The 22576-nt window shown below is 43.0% G+C and carries 16 protein-coding genes; 11 read left to right on the forward strand and 5 right to left on the reverse strand.

The features are described 5' to 3' along the window. The first annotated feature begins 35 nt into the window (after nt 1-35). Nucleotides 36-3860 (forward strand): glycosyltransferase, encoded by a 3825-nt coding sequence (locus HQM11_09175; protein MBF0351194.1) that lies wholly within the window; start codon nt 36-38, stop codon nt 3858-3860. A gap of 5 nt (nt 3861-3865) precedes the next feature. Further along, nucleotides 3866-6259 (forward strand): hypothetical protein, encoded by a 2394-nt coding sequence (locus HQM11_09180; GenBank protein ID MBF0351195.1) that lies wholly within the window; start codon nt 3866-3868, stop codon nt 6257-6259. A gap of 2 nt (nt 6260-6261) precedes the next feature. Here the strand turns inward: HQM11_09180 and HQM11_09185 are convergent, their stop codons facing one another. Both HQM11_09185 and HQM11_09190 read right to left on the reverse strand, forming a co-directional pair. Next, the gene (locus HQM11_09185; GenBank protein ID MBF0351196.1) at nt 6262-7416 is read right to left on the reverse strand and encodes a hypothetical protein; all 1155 of its coding nucleotides are present in this window, start codon (nt 7414-7416) and stop codon (nt 6262-6264) included. Nucleotides 7417-7459: 43 nt separating this feature from the next. Further along, complete coding sequence (locus HQM11_09190) at nt 7460-8221, reverse strand: Uma2 family endonuclease (GenBank protein ID MBF0351197.1); 762 nt, start codon at nt 8219-8221, stop codon at nt 7460-7462. Nucleotides 8222-8408: 187 nt separating this feature from the next. Here HQM11_09190 and HQM11_09195 point away from each other — a divergent pair, with 187 nt between their 5' ends. From HQM11_09195 to HQM11_09210, 4 genes are all read left to right on the forward strand, one after another. Beyond that, nucleotides 8409-9356: a hypothetical protein gene (locus HQM11_09195; protein MBF0351198.1), complete on the forward strand. Its 948-nt coding sequence runs from the start codon at nt 8409-8411 to the stop codon at nt 9354-9356. Between the two features lie 3 nt (nt 9357-9359). Then, nucleotides 9360-10331 carry a polyprenyl synthetase family protein gene (locus tag HQM11_09200; GenBank protein MBF0351199.1) on the forward strand — a complete coding sequence of 324 codons (972 nt, stop codon included), beginning with the start codon at nt 9360-9362 and terminating at the stop codon, nt 10329-10331. A gap of 244 nt (nt 10332-10575) precedes the next feature. Further along, a complete protein-coding gene (locus HQM11_09205) occupies nt 10576-11529 on the forward strand; it encodes a TerB family tellurite resistance protein (protein MBF0351200.1) in 954 nt (317 codons plus the stop codon). 57 nt (nt 11530-11586) lie between these two features. Then, nucleotides 11587-12753: a fused response regulator/phosphatase gene (locus tag HQM11_09210; GenBank protein ID MBF0351201.1), complete on the forward strand. Its 1167-nt coding sequence runs from the start codon at nt 11587-11589 to the stop codon at nt 12751-12753. An 80-nt stretch (nt 12754-12833) separates the two neighbouring features. Here HQM11_09210 and HQM11_09215 read toward each other — a convergent pair whose 3' ends face one another. Beyond that, the gene (locus HQM11_09215) at nt 12834-14330 is read right to left on the reverse strand and encodes an outer membrane protein transport protein (GenBank protein ID MBF0351202.1); all 1497 of its coding nucleotides are present in this window, start codon (nt 14328-14330) and stop codon (nt 12834-12836) included. 233 nt (nt 14331-14563) lie between these two features. Between HQM11_09215 and HQM11_09220 the strand changes: the two genes are divergently transcribed. From HQM11_09220 to HQM11_09235, 4 genes are all read left to right on the forward strand, one after another. Continuing rightward, on the forward strand, nt 14564-15175 hold the full coding sequence (locus tag HQM11_09220) for a hypothetical protein (protein ID MBF0351203.1): 612 nt from the start codon (nt 14564-14566) through the stop codon (nt 15173-15175). Nucleotides 15176-15186: 11 nt separating this feature from the next. Then, entirely contained in the window at nt 15187-16356 is a 1170-nt protein-coding gene (locus HQM11_09225; protein MBF0351204.1) for a pyridoxal phosphate-dependent aminotransferase, read from the forward strand. Nucleotides 16357-17178: 822 nt separating this feature from the next. Beyond that, nucleotides 17179-17538 carry a PilZ domain-containing protein gene (locus HQM11_09230; GenBank protein MBF0351205.1) on the forward strand — a complete coding sequence of 120 codons (360 nt, stop codon included), beginning with the start codon at nt 17179-17181 and terminating at the stop codon, nt 17536-17538. Between the two features lie 9 nt (nt 17539-17547). After that, entirely contained in the window at nt 17548-18642 is a 1095-nt protein-coding gene (locus HQM11_09235; GenBank protein ID MBF0351206.1) for a hypothetical protein, read from the forward strand. Between the two features lie 2 nt (nt 18643-18644). Here the strand turns inward: HQM11_09235 and HQM11_09240 are convergent, their stop codons facing one another. Both HQM11_09240 and HQM11_09245 read right to left on the reverse strand, forming a co-directional pair. Then, on the reverse strand, nt 18645-20105 hold the full coding sequence (locus HQM11_09240; GenBank protein ID MBF0351207.1) for a sigma-54-dependent Fis family transcriptional regulator: 1461 nt from the start codon (nt 20103-20105) through the stop codon (nt 18645-18647). Nucleotides 20106-20110: 5 nt separating this feature from the next. After that, entirely contained in the window at nt 20111-21352 is a 1242-nt protein-coding gene (locus HQM11_09245; protein ID MBF0351208.1) for an S-layer homology domain-containing protein, read from the reverse strand. A 245-nt stretch (nt 21353-21597) separates the two neighbouring features. Between HQM11_09245 and HQM11_09250 the strand changes: the two genes are divergently transcribed. Continuing rightward, nucleotides 21598-22575 (forward strand): metallophosphoesterase, encoded by a 978-nt coding sequence (locus tag HQM11_09250; protein MBF0351209.1) that lies wholly within the window; start codon nt 21598-21600, stop codon nt 22573-22575. Nucleotide 22576: the final 1 nt, after the last annotated feature.

The following is a 22576-nucleotide window of genomic DNA, read 5'->3' on the forward strand; positions in this document are numbered from 1 at the left end:
CTAACCTGCTATAATATCTCTATGGATGAAAACTCATGAAATTCCCTGAAAATTTTGAGAAATTTCCGGAAATTCCCCTGTGGAGTTCCTCGCTTCACGCTCAATCAAGCAACTTTCAATACTCAGATGGAGACGATGCTGAAAATTACATGTTGCAGGCTGTCAGGGATGCCAGGGATTTAGGACCGCATTCGATCGAACTCCAGCAAAAAATAAAAGATTGGTCCTCAGAATATCATTTTTCATTCAAACGTAGCAATTTGCTGAGACCCTTTAACCTGTCAAGGGAAGATACCGTCCTTGAATTGGGTTGCGGATGTGGTGCAATCACACGCTATTTGGGGGAAACCTGTGGCGAAGTGGTTGCTGTTGAAGGCAGTTTGAGACGTGCAGAGATCGCCGCACAACGATGCCGGAACTTGAATAATGTAACGGTTATTCAATGTAATTTTCAGGAACTGGAGTTAAACCGGACTTTTGATGTAGTCACCCTGATTGGTGTACTCGAATACAGTGGAATGTTTCTGAATGGTGAGAACCCTTACCTTCAATGTCTGGAAATGGCCGGCCGATATCTATCGCCTGAAGGGATTCTGGTGATCGCCATAGAAAACAAACTGGGATTGAAATATCTGGCTGGTTGCTCGGAGGAACACACATCAAAACGATATCGTGGAATTGAGGGGTACTCTACAGATTCAAAAGTCTCGACGTTTGGTAAGGACGAACTTCATCGTTTGTTAAGAAAATCCGGTTTGATAGAACATGAATTATTCATTCCTTTTCCAGATTATAAATTGCCTGACGGAATGATGGCGTTTTCCAGAATTAAACCCCAACCTGAAGCTCCATTTTTATATCAATGGTTTTCTTATGAACGGTCACGTGATTATTCACTGATTCAACAACCTGGCTTTAATGAATTTCTGGTGGCTCGGGAATTTGAAGCGAACGGTCTGTTAGAAGAAATCGCCAATTCTTTCGTGGTGATTGCTGGAAAAAATCCGGAAGCACTGAAAAGAATCACCGAGGCATCATGGTGGATAAACAAATATAATGTGTCCCGAGCAAAACCATACATGACTTCGTTAAGCATGGAACCACAGTCTGATCGTCTGGTGATCAAAAAACAACCAATTTATCCTGAAATACGGCAAACCTTTACGTTTCCGGACGGGTTGAATCATGATGCTGAAGAAATAGCTGATTTTATACCTGGAACACCTTTAATTGAAAAACTGCTGAGAGATTTTGCTTCAGGAACCTATTCGCTAATAACTTTTTTGCGAGACTGGCTTGAGTTTCTAAATGCGGAATCCAGAAGATTGAATTGTGCTGAGGGCGAACTGCCAGGAAACTATATTGATTGTGTTCCCTGGAACATCATGGAACAACCGGATGGAACCCAAGTCTATTTTGACCGTGAGTGGAAATATGGGGAAACTCTTTCTGTCAAATTCATATTCACACGGGGACTTATTTTTATTTATCATTGGTTCCATCGCAAAATATATCAGGAATTGTTTCCACAACTGAATACATATTCTTTCCATCATTTTTATCATTATTGTTTCAATGAGCTTTCGCTTGGGACCTCTGAGGAAGAGTTTGAGTCTCTTATGAAACTGGAATGGACTTTTCAGAAGATGGTGAATCCTGAAGTATTGGTTACCCTTGTTAGTTTTATTCAACAATTCAAACAGGAGCAATGGAATCGCTATGGTAATCTGGATTATTACCTAGAACATGCGAAAGAAAACATCCAACAACTGAATACTCAAATAGAACAGTTGAATACTCAAATAGAACATTTGCATACTCAAATGGATAAATCCAATGCCAGATTGCTGGAATACCATTATCTTGTCAAACGCATGGAAGCAACACTCGCATGGAGAACGCATGTACTATTGCGAACAATGATCAAACAAGTCCCAAGACAAACACTACAATTCCTGAAAAAGAAAACGCCTTTAGCCAGACATTTGGTTCAGCAACATGGATGGAAATATTTTATTGTGTATTCGATCAAATGGTTTGCCAGGAAAATACATATAAAAACACGCTCTAAATGGAGGACATTGCAGTGGAAAACTCATTACCGTCTGAGTCACATTGATTTTTTGCATTCCTATCTTCCCCAGTTATTACCCTACAGTCCTGATCCTGCCTATTATTCCTGGCTAATTCATAATTATCCCCAGAATAATAAATTGAAGGATATGCAGGAAACAATGAAAAATTGGCAATATCATCCATTGATCAGCATTATTGTTCCAACCTACAATTCTCCAGAAAAATTTTTAAGAGAAATGATACAGTCTGTACGGAGTCAGCTTTATTCCAATTGGGAACTATGCATTGCCGATGATGCGTCGCCTAATGCGCATATTCGAACAATTCTTGAGGACTATCGTAAACAGGATTCACGAATCAAGATCTGTTATCGTGAACAAAATGGTCATATTTGCCATGCCTCAAATTCAGCTCTCGAATTGGCAACAGGGGAATACATAGCCCTGCTGGATCATGATGATTTGTTAACGCCTCACGCCTTGTATAAAGTTGTCGAATTGCTGAACAAGCACTCTGACGTGGATATGATTTACAGTGATGAGGACAAGGTGGACGAATCAGGCTATTTGAAAGATCCCTATTTCAAGGCAGATTGGAGTCCTGATACATTTTTGAGCAGGATGTATACCTGCCATCTTGGGGTTTACAGACGTTCCCTCATTGATAAAATTGGTGGATTCCGTCCGGGGTTTGAAGGTGCTCAGGACTATGATCTGGTACTTCGGTTAACGGAACAAACCAACCAGATTTTTCATATTCCAGATATTTTATATCATTGGAGAATTCACAGTGGTTCCACGGCAATGGGGGGGCAGCAAATTAAACCATATGCCTATGTCGCCGCTGAAAAAGCGTTGAAAGAAGCATTGGAACGACGTGGCGAACCTGGAACAGTCAAAGGTGTTGAACAATTACTTGGAAGTTATGAAGTCCGTTATCAGATCCAACAGAATGATTTGGTGAGCATCATTATTCCGACACGAGATTTGTCTTCAATTCTTGAACGATGTTTGCGTTCTATCGTTGAAAAAACACTGTATCCAAATTATGAAATCATTCTCCTGGATAATGGTAGCCGCGAACAGGAAACACTGGATTTATTTGATCGCTGGAAAATAAATTATCCTACGCAATTTCATGTTGTCCGCCATGATGTGCCCTTCAATTATTCCATCATCAATAATCACGCTGTTCGGCATAGTAAGGGCAAATATCTTTTGTTTTTGAATAATGACACAGAAGTGATTACTCCCGACTGGATTTCTGCAATGCTTGAACAGGCACAGCGTCCCTCCATTGGGGCGGTGGGCGCAATGTTGCTTTATCCTGACGATACCATTCAACACGGAGGCGTCGTGCTGGGACTTGGTGGTGCCGCGGCCCATAGTCATCGATGTTTCCCCTCAACCAGTCCCGGATATGTGGGGCACCTCTGGTGTGTGACCAATTATTCAGCGGTGACTGCGGCTTGTTTGATGTGCCGCAGGGATGTTTTTGAGGAAATTGGTGGTTTTGAAGAAACACTGGCAGGAAACTATAATGATGTGGATTTATGTCTGAAAATGGTGGCCAAGGGATATCGAAATGTTTATTTACCGCATGTAAAATTGTACCATCACGAATCAAAAAGCCGGGGCAAAGACACGACTCCAGAAAAACAGGCAAGGTTCCTTCAGGAATTTGATTATTTACGCAATAAATGGCCCGAATTCATTGAGCACGATCCGTGCTACAATCCACACCTCACCCGAAATCATGAAGATTATAGTATTCGCACTCAATGAGTTTCATGCAAACGATAAAAAAATATAAACATATTATTCTGCTCATACTTCTGGTTTTATCATTACATTCCTGGTTCACCCAGATTACCTTCAGTGAGTTGTACGCGGTCAAAGAAAGTCCATTGTTCAAAACACTGAAACTTAAAATTTATTCTCATAATATTTTTCGTACAGATGACACCTATATCGGAGCACCACTTCATCATTTGTTTTCAGGTGAGTTTCTAAAATCATTTGTATTGGATGGTGGATTTACACCTTATATTGGTTTCGGATCCATTGAGCATAATCAGCGGAATCAGGCATTTTCTCTGTACAATGCTGGATTCTGGTTTTTTGGGCCTCAAACAGGGCGGAACTATCTCTATTTTCTTGTCTTGATGACCGGAGTGGTTGGAATGTATCTCCTGTCGGGTTTTTTAACAGAAAGCCGTACAGCACGATTGAGCATGGGTGTGTCCTATGGTTTTTCAGCCCATTTTATGGTTTGGCTGGTTGGCGCTCACAGCATAGCGTTGACCGGAAGTTTGATACCGATTTTGATTTATGGCGTAATTCAGATTTTTGAAAGACAGAAACTCCGTGATCTTGCTTTATTTGTATGGGCATCATGGGAATTTATTCAGGCTCATTATCCTCCCAGCCAGATCATTGCCGCATATTTTATCATGGTGGTGCTCAGTATCTATTTATTGAGCCGGTTAATTGAACAACGAAAAAATAATCAAATCATATCTCGAATTATTAAACCCTCTGGTTTGTTTCTGAGTTTGGCTATTTTCGCTGTAATCGCATCGGTCCTTGTGTGGTTTCCACGTGTTGAATTTTTGAAAAATACCCAAATAGCTGAGCGCGTGTATTCTCCGTTTGGCTTTCAAGCCATTCTGAATTCTGATCTTCTGCTTTTGAGTGTTTTTCCCAGATTTTTTGGTGCAGGAACCTACTGGAACTATGCGGCCAACACCTGTGAAATGGCTTATGGTGTGAACGCAATTATTGCCGGGTTTGCTTTATTGTCAATATTCCGGTTGCCGTGGGAGTTATCAAAAATACGAAGGCTCATTCATGAGATGAGTACAGCACAGAAAACTTTATGGGTCAGTGCGGGCATTTCTCTTTGGATTTTGACAGGTATTTTCTTTAATAGAGGTATTTTTCCGCTTAGCTTTCTGCCTTTCATGAATAATTTTAATCCAAGAAGAATTTTTTTACTATGTAGTTGGGGCCTTGTTCTGTTGGGCGGTCTGGAAATTTCAAGAATGTTGAAAAACCCCGGTCATCCACGTTATGTGATTGCAGGATTTTTTGCTCTTTCATTGAGTACCGCCATGCTCATGATTTGGGGCCTGTTCAAACAGAATCCACCCTTTGCTTATCCTGAAGATGTTTTGATTGGTTTACTTGGGTTTTCATTTATTTGTCTTACAGCTTATTTCAAGGGTAATTCCAGATATCTCAATGTTGCGATTGTCGGTGTTGTATTTGTGGTCTCAGTTTTCTGGGTGCTGGAATTCACTCCACGTGTGAGTCAATTCAAAGTTGATAACATGCATCCTGTGATTAAGCGTCTCAAACATGAATTAAAGGATGATTTTTTCTATGTTGTTTTTGGCGATCAGACAGCAACCTGGAATTTGGCAGGATTTTTTGGTATTCCTACTCTTGATGAATATGATCTAATTGGAGAAAAAACACAACAATGGTTTGGTGCGTTGAGCGGAACCCCTGTTTCTCCAAATCCAGGTGGTATCATATTCACCACCGATCCTACACAGCAACTGCTGAATAACAACCTGTTTCAATTAGGGCGTAACACACGACTGTTGGAGCATTTCAATGTTAAATATGTTCTGTTGAGAACTCCTCTTGAAAATCCAGACTTTGAACTTTCAGAAAAATATAATGACATCTGGCTGTATCGGTTCAAACACTATCGTCCAAGAATTTACGCACCATCATCCGTAGAAATTCTGACTGACCTGCAATGGACAGATCAATTAGCATCCTATCAACATGAAGTGAAGGATCCCCGAGTGCTGGTCAAGCAGAGTGAACTGGGCAAAGAAAACATCAACTCATGTCCAGAAGTTTTTACCTGGAAACCAGACAATCTGGGCGAAGGAGATTTAAATTTTGAGCAACCTGTAGCAGAAGATTGTTTTTTATTTGTTGCGGCCAAATATTCTATCAATTATGAATTTGAGGGGGATGCCGACGCAATTCAAAAGATATCTGCCAATGATTTATTCACGGGCTTGGTTATTCCTGCTGGCACAAAAACATTCAGTATGGAATATGTGCATGAGGATTACAGACGATTTGGGCTATTCTGGTTGATTGGAACAGCGGGGATTTTAGGAATAATATGGCAACTGCGCAAAAAGGGCTGGGAGTGGTGATCTTATTTCAAACCGGATTGGATGGTTTTTAAATTCAACTGATCCTGTTCTGTGTATTCCTGTTTTTGTTTTAATTCTCCACGTCCGTTGGATACCCCAAAAATTTGTTGGGGGTGGTTGACATTATCCAACACAATCGCACCGTTTTCTCCTAGTACCCCTCCTGAAACCAGAGATATTCCACTTATATTTTTTCGACCAATTTCATTTTCCAGAATTTGAGAGTTTCGGAAAATAGCGGACACGACTCCATCAAGTGCGGCGGTGATATCCGTGCGGTAAATTTCAATCTGGTGTTGCTGACAGAGATCAATGGCTTCGGCAGTCAAAGTACCTTTTCCCACATCCACCACATATCCATTTTTTTTCATTACAGAAACCATATCAGCGTCAATCACCGAGGGTTCGTTGCTGCAACCGATAACAGCATCCACCATCAGACAGGCGTTGACACCGCAAGATGTATAGTTGGCGGAAGCAATGGTAGAGAATGGTTTGAGTATATTCAGTGTATTGGCCAGTTGCATCCCCAGATTTGCATCCCGACGAACGACATTCACCGAGGCTCCGCTTTCCAGAAGTCTGAGCGCGACCTTGAATCCAATATTACCGAATCCAATGATCGCAAAGCTTTTTCCGGAAAGAACCCGGAGTTTTCTGGAAATAAAATACCACACCGCATCGGCGGTCAGATCATTGGGTTTGAATTCGTAAAAATGACTTTTATTGATTGTTTCGAAACAAACGGACGTCAGATATCCCGATTCTGTATTCAAAACAGTTTGGGAACGTTTAAGGATTATTTCCTGTTGTTGTGGTGATAATAATCTCAGATCAGGATCAATCAACACAGGAATTTTTTTTTCGGCATCGACCAGAATACAGCTCACCAGACCATCTACTTTTTGACAAAGCGCAATGGCCTGAGATTGTGTATAAACAACGGCACCTGAGAAAATTGCCGTACTATTCTGACGCAATGGAGTGAGATAAGGCCGAAATCCCGAAGTGGGTTTGGCCGTGCTGCTTATGGTAAATACAGAATATTTTTCTTGTAGTTCAGCAAGTTTAGCAACTTCTGTTGCTCTCTGCCGAGCTTGCTCCATCCATTCCAGAATATAAGTCAGGTCTTCCTGAAATCCTGTTTCAAAAGGCATTGATCTCCATTTTTATTTTTTGGAAAAAACATCACCTGTTTTTTTATATCGCTCTTGAATCAATGCCCGCTGAGGATAGCAATGCTTTCAGACGCTCAATTTCGGATAGCGCCGCATCAGCCCGTTGAGCTTCCTGTTCAGCCCGTTGAGCTTCCTGTTCAGCTCGTTGAGCTTCCTGTTCAGCCCGTTGAGCTTCCTGTTCAGCCCGTTGAGCTTCCTGTTCAGCTCTTAGCGTTTCCAGCGAGGCCCATTCCGCTGTACTTAAAACCGGAATACCGTCGATGTTAAACAGTCGTAGTTGATTGTGTTGTTCGATTGCCAGATAAATTTGGAGGTCTTCGAGAAAGTATCGGCCATCTTCTTCAGATTCGATTAATTGATAGGATTCATTCTTCAGTTGGAACACATTCAGATAGGTCATGTGCGGATCAAAAATCACATAATACGGAACTTTAAGGATATTTTCATAAATCTGTTTTTTTTTGTGGTGATCCATTCGTTTGGTTGAAAAGGAACTGAATTCCATCACCATGTCCAGTTGCGCATTTGTTTCCCATGCCAAATACACCCGTTTTTGATGGGGGGGTTGGGATCGACAGAGCAATGAATCTGGTGAAATCATTTTTTGAGGGTTTCCTTGTTCATAATACAAACAGATATTTCCCGAAACATAAGCTTCGGGGAACGCACGCTGAAGCATATCGACCATGCCCAGCAATAAATTGCGGTGAACGTCAGTTTCTGCCATAGGTTTGCCATCGCTTTCAGGATAAAAGATGTCATTGTTTTTATAGGGCGCCAGCATAAGCGGTATCTTTATTAAAATTGAATTTTTAAAATGGTGTGAAAAACATAATGTATGTAACGCTATATAACACAAATACGCTTACTTCAAGGCATTCCTGATCACCCAATTTATCTTGTGAATCCGGAATGATTACAGGTTGACAGGAATGCTGAAGCCGTTTATGTTCCTGTTTGAAAGGACAAAAATGGCCGATTTTCTATGTTATCTGTGTAGCAAACAACTTCCCCCCGGACAATCCTGGTATGAGGATCATCAAGTTAAAGTTTGCCTGGATTGTTTTAAAAAAACAACACGTTGTCAGCGTTGCAAATTTCCGTCAAATTCACTCAAAATGTATCCCGGCATCGGACGTGTCTGTGAATTCTGCCAGCAGGAATTACAACTGGAAAGTGGGATGGAATGCTATCTTTGCCACAAACAGATTCCAACCTGGGCGTCCTTCTACCATGACTACGACAGATATGTCTGTCAGGATTGTTTCAGAGATGCCAAACGTTGTTTTGTTTGCAGATTTCCACAGGGGATTGAAAAAATTCAGGGATTGGGACATCTCTGTGGATTTTGTCAACCGACGGTGATTCGTAAAGATGTGGATGTGGTTAAGAGCATCGAACCCTTGAGACAGTTTCTGTCAGGGTTTCGTCATACAATTCCTCAAGCATTGTCGTTGCAATGGATTGATTGGAATATTCTGGTAGGAATGCAGCTTCAGGGTGTTCCCCCTGAATTTAAAATTGCGTTTCTGGATGAGTTTTTGCATTATTGTTACCCGATTTATTACTTTCGAAGCAATATGTATTTGATTCCCTGTCTTCCCAGGGAACAATTCATGGTTCACATGGCCGGACAGCTTGCCGCAGCCGATATTTGTAAGACTTTTGGCCAGACGCATCTTGTGGGTGATAATCCTTTTTTCAATCTTGCCCGTGGATGGTGCCACTGGGTATCCTACATGACAGCAAAAAGGTTGAAATATACTTCAATCCAGAAACAACTGGAACGATATCCAATGGAACCGGTTTCTGGCGATTTTTCTAAATTTCTGGCGATGCTGGAATTCCGAACACCCAAGGCAATAGTTGAATTCACCCATAAAACACTCAATGAATACTCACAACGATATCTGAAATAATCCATGACCATTCATGAAATATTAGCGTCTGTGTCACCTTACATGCAGAAAACAGAAGCCATGATTCTGGAAGATATACAGCATCATGTTCCACTGATCACTCATGTGTCGGACCATATTCTTCAATCAGGAGGAAAGCGCATCCGTCCAGCGATGCTGATTCTAAGTGCCCAGGCGTTTGGTGCTATTCACAAACCTGTCTTGAGAGCGGCCCAGGTGGTGGAATATATCCATACTGCCACATTGTTGCATGATGATGTAGTGGACAACGCGACATTACGCAGATCCCGTAAAACAGCGCGTAATATCTGGGGCAATGAAGCGAGTGTGCTGGTCGGTGATTATCTCTTTTCGATGGCATTTCACATGCTGGTCCAGTTGAAGGAAATATCCGTGCTGAATTTAATGTCAGAAACCACGACTTTGATGGCTAGAGGCGAAATCAGTCAACTTTTGAGAAACAATGAGGCTGCGACAGAACAGGAATATCTGGATATCATTTTTAAAAAAACCGCGTGCCTGTTTGCCGCTTCCACCAAAATGGGCGCAATCCTGAATCAGGCCTCTCCTGAAGCACAACAGGCCATGTATGACTATGGAATGGCTGTTGGTATGGCGTTTCAGATTGTGGATGATACACTGGACTATGTGGATAATGAAACGCAGACAGGCAAAGCTCCTGGAATTGATTTGAGAGAACGCAAGATCACACTCCCGCTCAGACATTTGCTGGATACTGCATCAGAAATGGAAAAAGAACATCTGAAGGAGATTCTCCAATCTCCGGAAATAACAGAAAAAGAAGTCAAGGAGGTTATTTCTCTCATGAAGCAACATGCTTCTTTGGAATACTCACTCAAGGTCGCTGAAAATTATATCGATCAGGCCTGTTTATCGCTTGAGGTTATTACTGATTCTTCGATAAGGAAAACATTATCAGGATTGGCCAGGTTTGTGGTTTCAAGGAATGGCTAGTTTTTATTAAAGAATTGTGTTTTTTGGAGTGATCCAATCCCTTTTTTCCTGAAGGAAACCGTCTTATGGAAAGCGTTCGTTGTGCCTGTTGTCATCAAGCAATTACACGTTCAGAAGCCATTAAATGCAATCGCTGCAAGGAACTGGTCTGTCGGCATTGTATGGCTCAGACAGTCCAAAAAGAAGGGCGTGTCTGTAGAAAATGCGCATGAATGATATCTGAAAAATTTCTCAATTAACTGTTATGAAAAATGATTTTTTATTGATCAATCAGATTCTGAAACGCTCAGGCAAGGTCATTGATAATGGTTACTTGCTTGATCTTGGCAAGATACTGTTGATCGCGGCCGGGGCCGATGGGGTCATCGCGCCTGAAGAAATGAAATTTTATCTGGAACTATTTGAGGATCTTCATGCTCCTGCTCGCGTCATTGATGAGTTGAAAAATTTTGATTGGAAAGAGGCCAAACTGGGTACTTATTTATCCCGAGTGACGCAGTTTGATGTGTCTCAGCGACGATGGTTGCTCTATCAGTCAATACGTATTGTGTGCGCTGATAAAATTTTTGAAGTCAGGGAACGAAAATCAACCAGGACTATCGGTGAAACACTGGGGCTTGATGTGCAGACCATCAATGCTATTGAAAATCTGGCTAAGTTGGAACATTTTCTGTTAAAAACACGACTCCAACTGTTTGGATCTTCAGCAATGGATTATTCCAAACCAACAGAACCATGTTGTGAAATCAGCGTCAAGAATGAACTTTTGCTGGGAATAAAATATATCTCACGTTTCACTCTCATGAATATTGGTAAAACGATGCTGATTGCGGCTGGCGCTGATGGTGAGATCGCTGCTGAGGAGTTAGCAACGCTTCTGTCCTTTTTCAGAGGACTTGGAGGGACACCGGACATGATAGAAGAATTAAAAAACTTCAATTGGGTTGATGAAAACATTGAACCTTATTGTCAGGCTCTGGCGGGAATGGATCTGACCTTCAGACACCGTATGTTTTATATCACACTGAAGGTGACTCATGCTGATCGTGACTACTCCGCCATTGAAAAAATTGCGACGGAATGGATAGGTGAACAGTTAGGAATGATTTCCTCCAATATTTCAGCAATTCAGGGAATGGTGAATATTGAGCACGCCTTTTATGACATGATAGAAAATGTTTTTTTAAAAACTGTTTAGTGTTCCTCATTTCACAATGCTGACAGTTTTGATGCTCACAAATTTTAAAAAGGGATCATGCATCACTATCCTGAAACAATCCTGCTGATAGAACGTAGTCCTTTTCAAACTCGATTGATCAAAAAGCTCCTCCAGACCGCATTACCGCATTCCTGTCAGATACTCAACGTCCGAAGCCTGGCGGATGCCCTCAAACAATTGGAACAACAACCGGTTGATATCATTCTGACTGATCTTAACCTTCCCGATTATCTACCTGAAAAAATAGTTAGTTTTCTGAATAAGCATGTTCCGGAAATGCCTATTGTGATCATTACTGGTGACAGCAATGAAGAAACAGCAATTCGCAGTTTACAGCAGGGTGCCCAAGATTACTTGATCAAAAAAGAAATGACCGGACCCTTGCTGATAAAGATGCTGGGCTATGCGATTGAGCGAAAACGGATTCAGTTGGAACTACAAAGATCACTTCAACTCATCAATGAACAAAACACGCAAATGCGTGATGAACTCGAATTGGCTGCTCAAACTCAAAACTATATTTTATCAGGGGTCACACATCCAACGTTTCTTCAAACAACTTTTTATTATCATCCATTTGGAACAATTTCAGGTGATACCTATGATATTCGCTTGAACCGTGAGGGGGCTATTGTCGTATTTCTTGGCGATGGGACAGGGCATGGTATTCCTGCGTCCCTGATTACCATGATGGTGCATATGGGGTTGAAGACCATCAATATGTCATTGCCGGTTAGCGAAATCATGAATCAACTGAATCAACATATGGGAACCTGTCTTCCTCCAGATCAATTCATGACAGGGATTTTTGTCAGGATTTCGGCCAATGGAAATATGGAAATATGCAATGCGGGACATCCTACGCTTGTGAGTCTGCCAGCAAATTCACAAAATGAACTGTGCTTATTCAATGCCGATGGTCCACCTCTGGGAATGATCGAAGACGTAACTTACAAAGAAAGAACACATCATCTTGATCCCGGCGATCGCTTTTTTATGTTTACGGATGGCCTTACTGAGTGGGCCAACCCCGATGCAGTATTGTTTTCAGAAGAACAAGTCATGTCCTGTCTTCTTCATCACAGACATGAAAATCTGAATGCCATGATGTCTGGATTGTTGAACGCGGTTCAGGAATTTGCGGAAGGCGTTGTCTGCAATGATGATATGACCATTCTCGGATTTGAATTTGCAGGAGAATAATCTATTCCAGATCTTCTCCAAATTTCCCGACAATCATTGTGACATCATCGTGGTCAGTATATTGGTGGAAATTTCGCTACTCAAAACTGATGATGAACGGTTGCGAGCCCAAAAACTGCTCCTCCGGAATATTTCCCTGTGAAAGGATCTTCATAGATTGGCTGCTGGATCGTGTCATTGGTTTCAATTTCCTGAAAGATCCAAACTGCGGCGGCTCCACTCACACTTGTTTGTTCATTGAGTTTATATTCTACGCCTCCGCTCAACGAGGTCACGCCTCCAAGGGGTACAATGGGTCCCAGAGAATTTTTCTGGTTCAGACTGCTGCTTATCTCCGCGCCACCCCTGAAAATGAAATTCTCCCAGTGATAATTGGCACCTGCCCGATAACTTTGGGTATCGATGAAATTCAAAGGAAGCACAACCAGATCTTTTTCATAACCAACCAGTGGCAGTGCGGTGCTGTCTTTACTCATTTGAACCGCAAATTTGTCTGTCACTGAATACCCCATTTTGGCATATCCCAACTCAACCTCAACGGTGGGGTTCAGGTCATCATCCTTCCATCCGATTGCGGTCTCCAAGTGCCAGGGTAAGGTGGCATTGATGGTTGCGGCACTTTCCTGTTGCAAGGATAAATCCACCAGTGGACCTCCGATAGTGGATAATAAAAACAGCATGGTTGTCGCCATTGGCGGGACAAAAAAACCGATTTTCCCCCGAAGTTTCAAGGGGACAGAAGAGTGATAATTTGCGGCAAGATAGATAGGTCCGATATTTCCAAGATAGGCCAGGTTGTAGTTGCTTGTAGTTCCGGCACCCTCAACCCTTACTTTTTCAGACATTTTTGTTTTGCCTATCGTGCCACCAAGGGTCGTGCCAATGGTGTCAAAAATATTGTCCAGGGTTTCCTCACTAAGCAGAGTACTTGTCAGCCCCTTGGTCAGGCCGTTCACATAATCCTTGAGAGAATCTTTGACATATTCATTGTTCAGATCGAGTGATGGCCCTTCACGCTGATAATCCATCAAGGCCACATACAGGGTGCCACCAATAGCTACGGAATGATTGCCCATGGATGTGGAAAGGATCTGTTTTGCATAACTGGCATTGAAACCAACCACATATAAATCAATGTATTCAACCAGCCCATCTCCTACCCAATTTTTATCCCAGGCGATTGATGACGCAAAACGTGGGAGGAATGAAAATCCGAGTGCGGTTTTTTCTTTGACATTGGCGTATTGAAACGTGGGAGCCGGAATTAATCCCGGGAGTGATTCCTCCGAACGGGAGGGGCCGTCAATGCGTTCGCCATCATTGCTACGGGTTCCTTCCCATTTAATGCTCAAAGAGGCTAAGGCTCCACCGGCACTGATATATTTTCCGGGTAAAAGACGCATCATCCCGGCAGGATTGAATGCCGCGGTATCCGCATGACTCGGCATGGTCATCACCGCATTGGACTGAGCAAATTGATCAGCACTGAACAGTGGTGTATAAAACCCTGCGCCCCATGCTGTTGGAACAAATAAACTGCTTATCCACAATCCGATTCCTGCAAGTTTCCATCGCATGTTCCCCATTTCAATTAGATGGTTTTTTATTTTCAGAAACATTGAGCGTCCCTGATGAATCATCGTTCCATGTATTGCTCCTAAAACACGGGATGACAGGTTGTCAAGCCTCAAATATATCATGAACCCTGATGAAATACTGTGGCATCATTTTTTACTTGAATCTCATGCGGGATACTCCCATCTTTTCTTTCGGTTATTCGTGCTGTTCAAGTGTCTTTCTTGTTGTTGATATGAAACCATTGAAAGAATTCCAGAATATTGAAATAGCGGTTGAACTGGATAAAGGTTTGACGGTTGCCAGTATTGCCAGACAATTTTCGGTTTCAGAATCGTTTGTTCGCAAAATCGCCACACAGGCTGGGATTCGCGAACGACGACAAAAGATTCCTTTACCAAAGGTTTCACCTGAACAGGATCTCATCACCGAAGTGCTGGAACAGGTTCAGGATGGAGTCTCTCTCAAGGAATTATCTCACTCTTATCAGATTTCAATCACACAGATTCAGGAATGGTTTCTCGCAAGAGAAATACAAATTCCGATTGATTTTAAGGAATTGACTGAATCTGAAAAAGCAGAAGTTCTTGACTTGCTGATGGAAAATGAACTGAGTGAACTTGCTGAAATTTATAATTTTTCCATTAAAAGTTTTTATGAACTGTCAGGCCCGCATTACTCAGTGCTTGAGCCACAAAAATTAGCGGTACTGATGGAAATCCTGATGGACAATCCGGGGGTATCTCCTGTGAAAATACAGAGTATCGCTCGTAAGTCGGGATATGATATAGGTCTTTTCGCCATTGTGACCTACAAGAAACGTCTTCAACAACTCAATCGATTATAAGGTCCTCAAACATGTTTTCAACACGAACAGAATGGAAATTAACCGCAAACCGATTTTCAGAAATTCTAGACTTGAAAAAACAACAGCAGGCTGTGCTTACGGATCTGACTATTTCAAATCCGACTGAGGCAGGTTTTGTTTTTGATGAGACTTTAATATCTCAGTCGATGTCAAAACAGGAAAATCTGAAATATCATCCGGAACCCCAGGGACTGTTACAGGCAAGGGACGCTATTTCAGCGTATTATCGGGCAAAAGGTAGCCATGTGTCTTCTGATTCAATTTTTTTAACGTCAGGAACCAGTGAAGCCTATGCGTTTCTGTTCAAGTTGCTCATGAATCCTGATGATGAGGTTCTTGTGCCTCAACCCGGATATCCTCTTCTGAATTATCTGGGAATGCTGGAGTGCGTCAGGCTCATCCGATATCCATCACGCTATCATTCAGGGTCGGGATGGTCCATTGATCTCGAACTACTCGATGCGTTGCTTTATGGCTCCGCAAAAGCCCTCGTTCTGGTAAATCCAAACAATCCGACGGGTTCCTTTCTTAAACAGAATGAGTTGGAATTTATCAATCAGTCAAAGCATGATTTCTCGATTATCTGTGATGAGGTGTTCAATGACTATCCTCTGGGTTCCCCGGAATCTCAGGTGCCGACCCTGGTAGAAAATCATGAAAGACTCACGTTTGTGCTGAGTGGACTTTCCAAAATATGTGGACTTCCACAGATGAAGCTTTCCTGGATTGTGGTTGCGGGGCCTGCTGATCTGAAAAAAGAGGCGATAAAGCGGCTAGAGGTGATTGCGGATACGTTTCTGTCTGTGGGAACACCTGTTCAACAAGGTCTGATGGCATTACTTGACACCAGACAACAGATTCAGACGCAGATCCATCATAGAATCCAAACAAATTTTGAAAAATTGGGGAACTTGCTGAAAAATTCAGGATTTTTACCACCCCTCATTTGTGAAGGTGGATGGTATGCTGTTTTGCTGTTATCCTGGGATCAGGATGAGGAATTGATTTCAGAAGACCTACTTCTCAGACATAACATTTGTCTGCATCCTGGATATTTTTATGATTTTGATAATTCGCATACGCTTGTCATCAGTCTTTTAACACCTCCAGCTATTTTTGAGAGCGGTGTGAAAGGTTTGATAACCTACCTTTCGGAATAATCAAAACCGTATCAATTATTTGTCCCACAAATCCGGATAATCCAGAAAATCGTTCCATTCTTGCCGGTAATCCTCATGTTCTTCCAATCGTGTCTGAAATTCTTCCATTGTTCCTGAGGTCATTGATTCAAATTCTTTTTCATTCATATTACTCCTTGTTAATCATCATGTTTTGAAAACTGTTAGTCCTTTGACATTTGGAATTCGTGTTGTCAATAGGGAAAAAGCAAAGCAATTCTTGCGCCAGCAGTTTACAAATAAAGCATTCTGATTTTGTTAAGAGTTATTCATTTTTTTGTTAGAGATGTTCATGCTGTGATTATGGCAAGTGAAAAACGCACCTCTGTGGCAGTCGAAAAACGCACCCCCTCCGTGAGGAAAAATCGGCAAAATATTTTTCTTACAATCAGAGTATATCAAAGACCAAACTACTCCAAAATTGCTCCAAAATTGCTCCAATTGCTGTTAAAAACTTGCCATAATTGAGGATAACAGGCAAAAGATGAAAGTGGTTAACGTATTGTTTTAACTATCTCTGATTATCCTGAATAATCCTGTAATATCATATATTTATGATTTCGATTCCAAGGGCCGGAGGTTCGAACCCTTCCAGGCGCGCCACTCTCAAAGCCTATTCGTCTGAGGGATACAGTGCCCTACGGAACGAATGGCACAAGTAAACTTTTACAACTTACTCTTTTGTAGTTTCTTTACGATAAAGGCCTTCGAGTTTTTCCTGAAACTGTATTGCTTTATTCAGGTGAATCCGTTATCAACCACACAAAATACTTTTTTATCCAAACATCATTGAGAGGAGGCGTTGTGGGAGAACATCGACAGTTCAGTCGTGTGGATTTTGGTACAAAAATTCGAATCTACTTCAAAGGACAGCATCTTGATGCTCAATTACTGGATATTTCCCTGAAAGGTGCCTTGATTGAGATCAAGAAAAGTTTTGATATCCATTTGCGGGATATTCTGAACCTGGAATTTGAACTTGGCGGGTCCGATGTCACCCTGGAAATTGAAACGGAACTCGTACATCTTAACGAAAATCTGTTGGGGCTCAAATTCAAGGCCATGGATGTAGAAAGTCTGACTCATCTCCGGAGATTGATGGAATTGAATATTGGTGATTCTGATCAGGTTGGACGTGAATTGGAATTTTTGTCAGGCCAGTAATTCTACGCTATGACACATATTGCTGTTTTCATCTCGCCTCATGGTTTTGGTCATGCAGCCAGAGTTTCTGCCATCATGACAGCTCTGGCCGAGATTGAGCCTCAACTTGAATTTGATATTTTCACCCTGGTTCCTGAATGGTTTTTCAGGGATTTTGCCGCCTTCCAGTTCAATTATTTTCCCCTCAACACGGATATCGGTTTCATTCAGTCGTCAGCCTTTGTCGAAGATATTCCACAAACGTTGACCGCAATTGACGCACTGATTCCCTTCAGACAGGAACAGGTCTCAGTCCTGGCAAACCTCATTTTATCACGAGACTGCCGGCTGGTTCTTTGTGATATTGCGCCCTTAGGAATTCAGGTTGCGGAAACCGCAAACATCCCTTCCGTTCTGATTGAAAATTTCACATGGGACTGGATCTATCAGGGATATCTCCAGGAGGCTCCGGAACTGAAAAAAAGCATTGATTATCTGTCAGGTATTTTTTCCAGAGCAACCCACCACATCCAGACAGAACCCGCGCATTCACAATGGAAATATTCCCTCCGGACAAATCCTGTCAGCAATAAACCACGCACAGCGCCAGAGCAAATCCGGAATCAACTGGGAATTTTACCTGATAAAAAATGGGTTTTGATCAGTATGGGTGGGATTCTTCAAAACATTCCTCATGTGGAACGTCTGACAGAATTGGAAAATATTCAGGTAGTAATGCTCTGCGCCCTTGAGGAGCAGAAAAGGGAAGGGAATCTGATTCTTTATCCGCATCACACCTCCATTTACCATCCGGATCTGGTTCATGCCGCAGACGCGGTCATCGGCAAAGTCGGCTACAGCACTGTGGCAGAGGTCTATCATGCGGGTGTGCCATTCGGGTGTGTCCTGCGTCCCCGTTTCCCTGAAAATGAGATACTCCGGCAATTTTTGGCTCAGAACACCCCGGTTGAGTTTTTTTCCCCGGAAACCTTTGAGTCCGGTCAATGGATTGACAGGATTCCAGCACTGGTTCAACGCCCCAAAGTTCCGCGATCGAATATCATCAATGGCAGTCGACAGGCCGCGGAATACTTGTATCGGGTACTGCTCGATACGGCTGAGTGATGCTATGATTCTTCGGAGTCATTGTGATTATCATTCTTGCGGATGCCAAGAACTTCCACTTTTTTTCTGAGAGTGTTTCGGTTGATACCAAGAATTTTTGAAGCTTTCTGTTGATTGCCGCGGGTATGTTCCAGCAATATTTTCAGCAAAGGACGTTCCACCTGTTGAAGAATTTCGTCCATGAGGTTTTCACCGTCTGTTTCCAGATATTGCTTCACCATGGGCCTTAGTTGTTCATAGACCATGTCTTCCAGATTTTGATTTGCCGGGGTTATTTGTGATTTTTTCAAAATTCCCTGTGGCAGGGATTCCTTGGTGATCAAATCCATGACATTGGTGATCATCAGGCTTTTGATCACATTTTCCAGTTCACGGATGTTGCCGGGCCATTGATACAGCGAAAGTTCTTCCATGGCTTCCTGACTCATGGTTTTTGCGCACACAGCCAGTTCCTTCTGCCCTTTTTCCAGAAAGTGTTCAATCAACACTTGAATATCTTCCGCACGTTCCCTTAAAGGCGCCGCATAGATCGGAAACACGTTTAGTCGGTAAAACAGATCCGCCCTGAAACGCCCCGCCTCAATGAGTTCATCCAGATTGCAATGCGTTGCGGCAATCACACGCATATTGGTTTTGAGCAAAGTCTGCCCGCCTACCCGTTCAAAGGATTTTTCCTGAAGCACACGAAGCAGTTTGCTTTGCAGTTCCAGCGGCATATCCCCGATCTCATCCAGAAACAGAGTTCCCTGGCTGGCCAGTTCAAATTTGCCTTTTTTCTGGTCTGTCGCTCCGGTGAACGACCCTTTTTCGTGGCCGAAGAGTTCTGACTCCAGCAATTCTTTGGGAATCGCCGCGCAATTGATGGCAATGAAGGGTTGATTGGCCCGTGTAGAATGCTGATGGATGGAACGTGCGATCAATTCTTTCCCTGTTCCACTTTCACCCTGAATCAGTACGGTCAGATCTGTGGCCGCAACCCGACCTATGGCTTTATAAATGGTGCGCATGGAATCGCTGACCCCCACCAGCAGGTCGGCTTTGTCAGACTTCAGACTGGAGGGAATAAACTGCTCGCGTCGGGCACCACTTAATATTTTCAGAACCTGAGCAATGATCCGCTCAATATCTTCAATATCAAACGGTTTGGAAATATAATCATACGCGCCGATTTTCATGGCTTCCACGGTATTGTGCATCGAACTTTGCCCGGTCATGATCACGACAATCATGTGTGGATATTGTTTCAGCAGTTCCCGGGTAAACTGAAGGCCATCCTGCTGAGGCAGGTTAATATCCACAAAGGCCATGTCGATGGGATGTTTTTTGAGGACATCCCAGGTTTCTTCAGCGGAAGTCACAGGATGGGGAATATGATTCATGCGGGAAATGGTTTTTTCCAGCACCCAGCGGATGCTTTTTTCATCATCCACAATCATGATATGCGTGGGTTCATCAGCAGACATAAACTCTAGTTTTCAAGGGTTCTCATAGTGCGGGTCAATTCTTCCCGGAAGAGCCTGATGCCGAGCAGTGCGTCAGCACCGTTCACGGTTTTTTCAGGGCCGAATTCCCCTCGTATTTTATTCACGACTTCCATGATGTTTCTGGAAACAAGGGTTCTGGCCGCATTGTAATAAAAAGCATCAGGACGAACATCAATCCAAGGGGAGGGTTCCCCGACAAATTTCGTGGAAAGCCTGGAATCCTGGGTCACACGCACCAGAATATCTTCCATCATCACCGCATATTCCGCACGGGTTATGGGCTGGTCCGGATAAAAAAGTTTCTGGGGATTTGCTTCGAGGCCTCTGACTTTCAGGGATAACACGGTTTCCATGTCATTTCTCAACGGGTGATCCATGATATCGGTAGCGTTCTGGACCGGCGTTTCCTGATTCTGGAAGGGTTTGTAGGGCGACTTGAAGGATAGATCCCGGGATTGTGGATTTCGTCCCTGATACAATTCAGCCAGATTCAGTTCTTCAATCAGCAAAGCGGCCATGTCAGCCCGGGTGATGGCGGGATTTAAAGAAATTTGTTTTCCGTGTCTGCTGGCAGGCTGAGCCCGGATGATTTTATCCAGCAATACCATTGCCTGATTTGCTTCCTGGATAAAATTCTGATTCAGTTCCAGAACCGTTCTGAAATGCTGGGACGCTTTTTCCATGTTCAGTGCCTGTTGATAAGCCTGCGCCATGTAAAATTCCGGTTCGCCCAGATAGGCATGCAGTTTGGGGGCGTTTTGATAGATATCCACGGCCCGTTCATAGTGTTTTTCAGCATCCTCCAGCCAGTCCTCATGCTGCAAGAATGTTCTGACACGAATCCCATAGGTGTTGACCGAAGCCTTGTCTTCATCTGTTTTTGCGGCCTCCAGGGCCTGTTCCAGATAGTTAAGGCTTTCCTGTGTTTCCCTGTTCTTTTGTTCCGTTGGTTTTCCCGGCAACTGGGCAGAATGAGCTACCAGCAAAGCCATTCCTGCCAGTCCAGGCGCATATTCCTGTTGTAAACCGAGCGCCAGTTGAAATTCACGACGTGCTTCAATCCAACGTTCCTGACGGATCATGTCCCGTCCCCGCATGCCATGATGCATGGGTGTATCCAGCGTGGATTGCTGTGGTCTGGGTGCTGGCCCGGAACTACATGCCACCATAATTAAACCAAACAGGATGATTGCTGAGACATTCAGCCATTTTTTTGAATTTCGCATGAGACCCCCTCAAAAAGGCGTTTTGATTTGCAGAACGTTAAACCTGATCAGGAAAAGCACAAGTAATACCAAACGTCTTCCTGAAAAAAGGATCATTGTTGAAAGGAGTGCACAGATTATCCCGAGCAACAATGCATAGCTGTTGAAATAGATAAAAAAATTATGGCTTGCCAGAAATGAATGCGTCTTGCAAAGTATTTATACAGAATTCCAATAATTGTCAGCACCTTCATCACAACCACGCTATGCTCAATATCCGACTCATGCGCCTGTTATCACGAATTATCCGTTCCTACTGGTTATGGTTGCTGATATTTGCCCTATCCGGCGTTTATGCGGGCTTCAATCTCAGAGATTTTGCCTGGAACAAAGGCTGTGTGCGGCTGGCTCATGATCTTGAACCGGCCCTGAACATTCCTGAAAAGCAGGACCATATCTTCTTTCTGGCCATCGGTGATACCGGCACAGGGGATGAAAACCAGCAAGCAGTGGCAAACAGCATGCAAAAGCTATGTGAGGCGCAAACCTGTGATTTTATCCTGCTACTTGGAGATAACTTTTATGAAAAGGGAATAAAATCCATCCGGGATAAAAAATTTAAACGTCTGTTTGAACAACCTTATCGCAACCTCAACCTGCCATTTCTGGTGACGCTGGGAAATCATGATGTGAAGGGCGATGCCATGGCCCAGGTCCTGAAAACTTTGAGCAGTGATAAATGGAATATGCCCAATATTCATTATCAGACCTCAGCGGGTCCCGCGCAGATTTATTCCGTCAATGGGATATGCCATCTTTCAGGAATGCAGTGGTTGTGGCAACATTTGAGACAAGACCGTCCCTGGAATATCGTATTTTCACATTATCCCATTTATTCCAGTGGCGCTCATGGGGATCATGATTTCAGTATCCGTACCTTGTGGCAGGCTCTTTTCGCCAACAACGTGGATGTTTATGTTTCAGGACATGATCATTATCTGGCCCATCTGCAACAAAACGGCGATCGCACGGAATATGTTGTGAGTGGTGCCGGGGGGCAGTCTTATGCGAAGAATATGAACAAAAGTATAAAACTGCCGACATCCTCAGCGGCTGAAACCCGTTTTTACGCAATGGGACCAGGCTTCACTTCGTTTGAAGTGGAACCAGACCATTTAACCCTGCGGTTTTATGACCGGGAGGGCCATCAAATTTATGAATATCTGAAACAACGAACTCAATAAA

Source organism: SAR324 cluster bacterium, from assembly GCA_015232315.1.
Classification (GTDB): domain Bacteria; phylum SAR324; class SAR324; order SAR324; family NAC60-12; genus JADFZZ01.

What these genes read in the sequence shown, in the direction of transcription:
- HQM11_09175 (MBF0351194.1), top strand. Translation starts at nt 36, where the DNA reads ATGAAATTCCCTGAAAATTTTGAGAAATTTCCGGAAATTCCCCTGTGG.
- HQM11_09180 (MBF0351195.1), top strand. Translation starts at nt 3,866, where the DNA reads ATGCAAACGATAAAAAAATATAAACATATTATTCTGCTCATACTTCTG.
- HQM11_09185 (MBF0351196.1), bottom strand. Translation starts at nt 7,416, where the DNA reads ATGCCTTTTGAAACAGGATTTCAGGAAGACCTGACTTATATTCTGGAA.
- HQM11_09190 (MBF0351197.1), bottom strand. Translation starts at nt 8,221, where the DNA reads ATGCTGGCGCCCTATAAAAACAATGACATCTTTTATCCTGAAAGCGAT.
- HQM11_09195 (MBF0351198.1), top strand. Translation starts at nt 8,409, where the DNA reads ATGGCCGATTTTCTATGTTATCTGTGTAGCAAACAACTTCCCCCCGGA.
- HQM11_09200 (MBF0351199.1), top strand. Translation starts at nt 9,360, where the DNA reads ATGACCATTCATGAAATATTAGCGTCTGTGTCACCTTACATGCAGAAA.
- HQM11_09205 (MBF0351200.1), top strand. Translation starts at nt 10,576, where the DNA reads ATGAAAAATGATTTTTTATTGATCAATCAGATTCTGAAACGCTCAGGC.
- HQM11_09210 (MBF0351201.1), top strand. Translation starts at nt 11,587, where the DNA reads ATGCATCACTATCCTGAAACAATCCTGCTGATAGAACGTAGTCCTTTT.
- HQM11_09215 (MBF0351202.1), bottom strand. Translation starts at nt 14,330, where the DNA reads ATGCGATGGAAACTTGCAGGAATCGGATTGTGGATAAGCAGTTTATTT.
- HQM11_09220 (MBF0351203.1), top strand. Translation starts at nt 14,564, where the DNA reads ATGAAACCATTGAAAGAATTCCAGAATATTGAAATAGCGGTTGAACTG.
- HQM11_09225 (MBF0351204.1), top strand. Translation starts at nt 15,187, where the DNA reads ATGTTTTCAACACGAACAGAATGGAAATTAACCGCAAACCGATTTTCA.
- HQM11_09235 (MBF0351206.1), top strand. Translation starts at nt 17,548, where the DNA reads ATGACACATATTGCTGTTTTCATCTCGCCTCATGGTTTTGGTCATGCA.
- HQM11_09240 (MBF0351207.1), bottom strand. Translation starts at nt 20,105, where the DNA reads ATGTCTGCTGATGAACCCACGCATATCATGATTGTGGATGATGAAAAA.
- HQM11_09245 (MBF0351208.1), bottom strand. Translation starts at nt 21,352, where the DNA reads ATGCGAAATTCAAAAAAATGGCTGAATGTCTCAGCAATCATCCTGTTT.
- HQM11_09250 (MBF0351209.1), top strand. Translation starts at nt 21,598, where the DNA reads ATGCTCAATATCCGACTCATGCGCCTGTTATCACGAATTATCCGTTCC.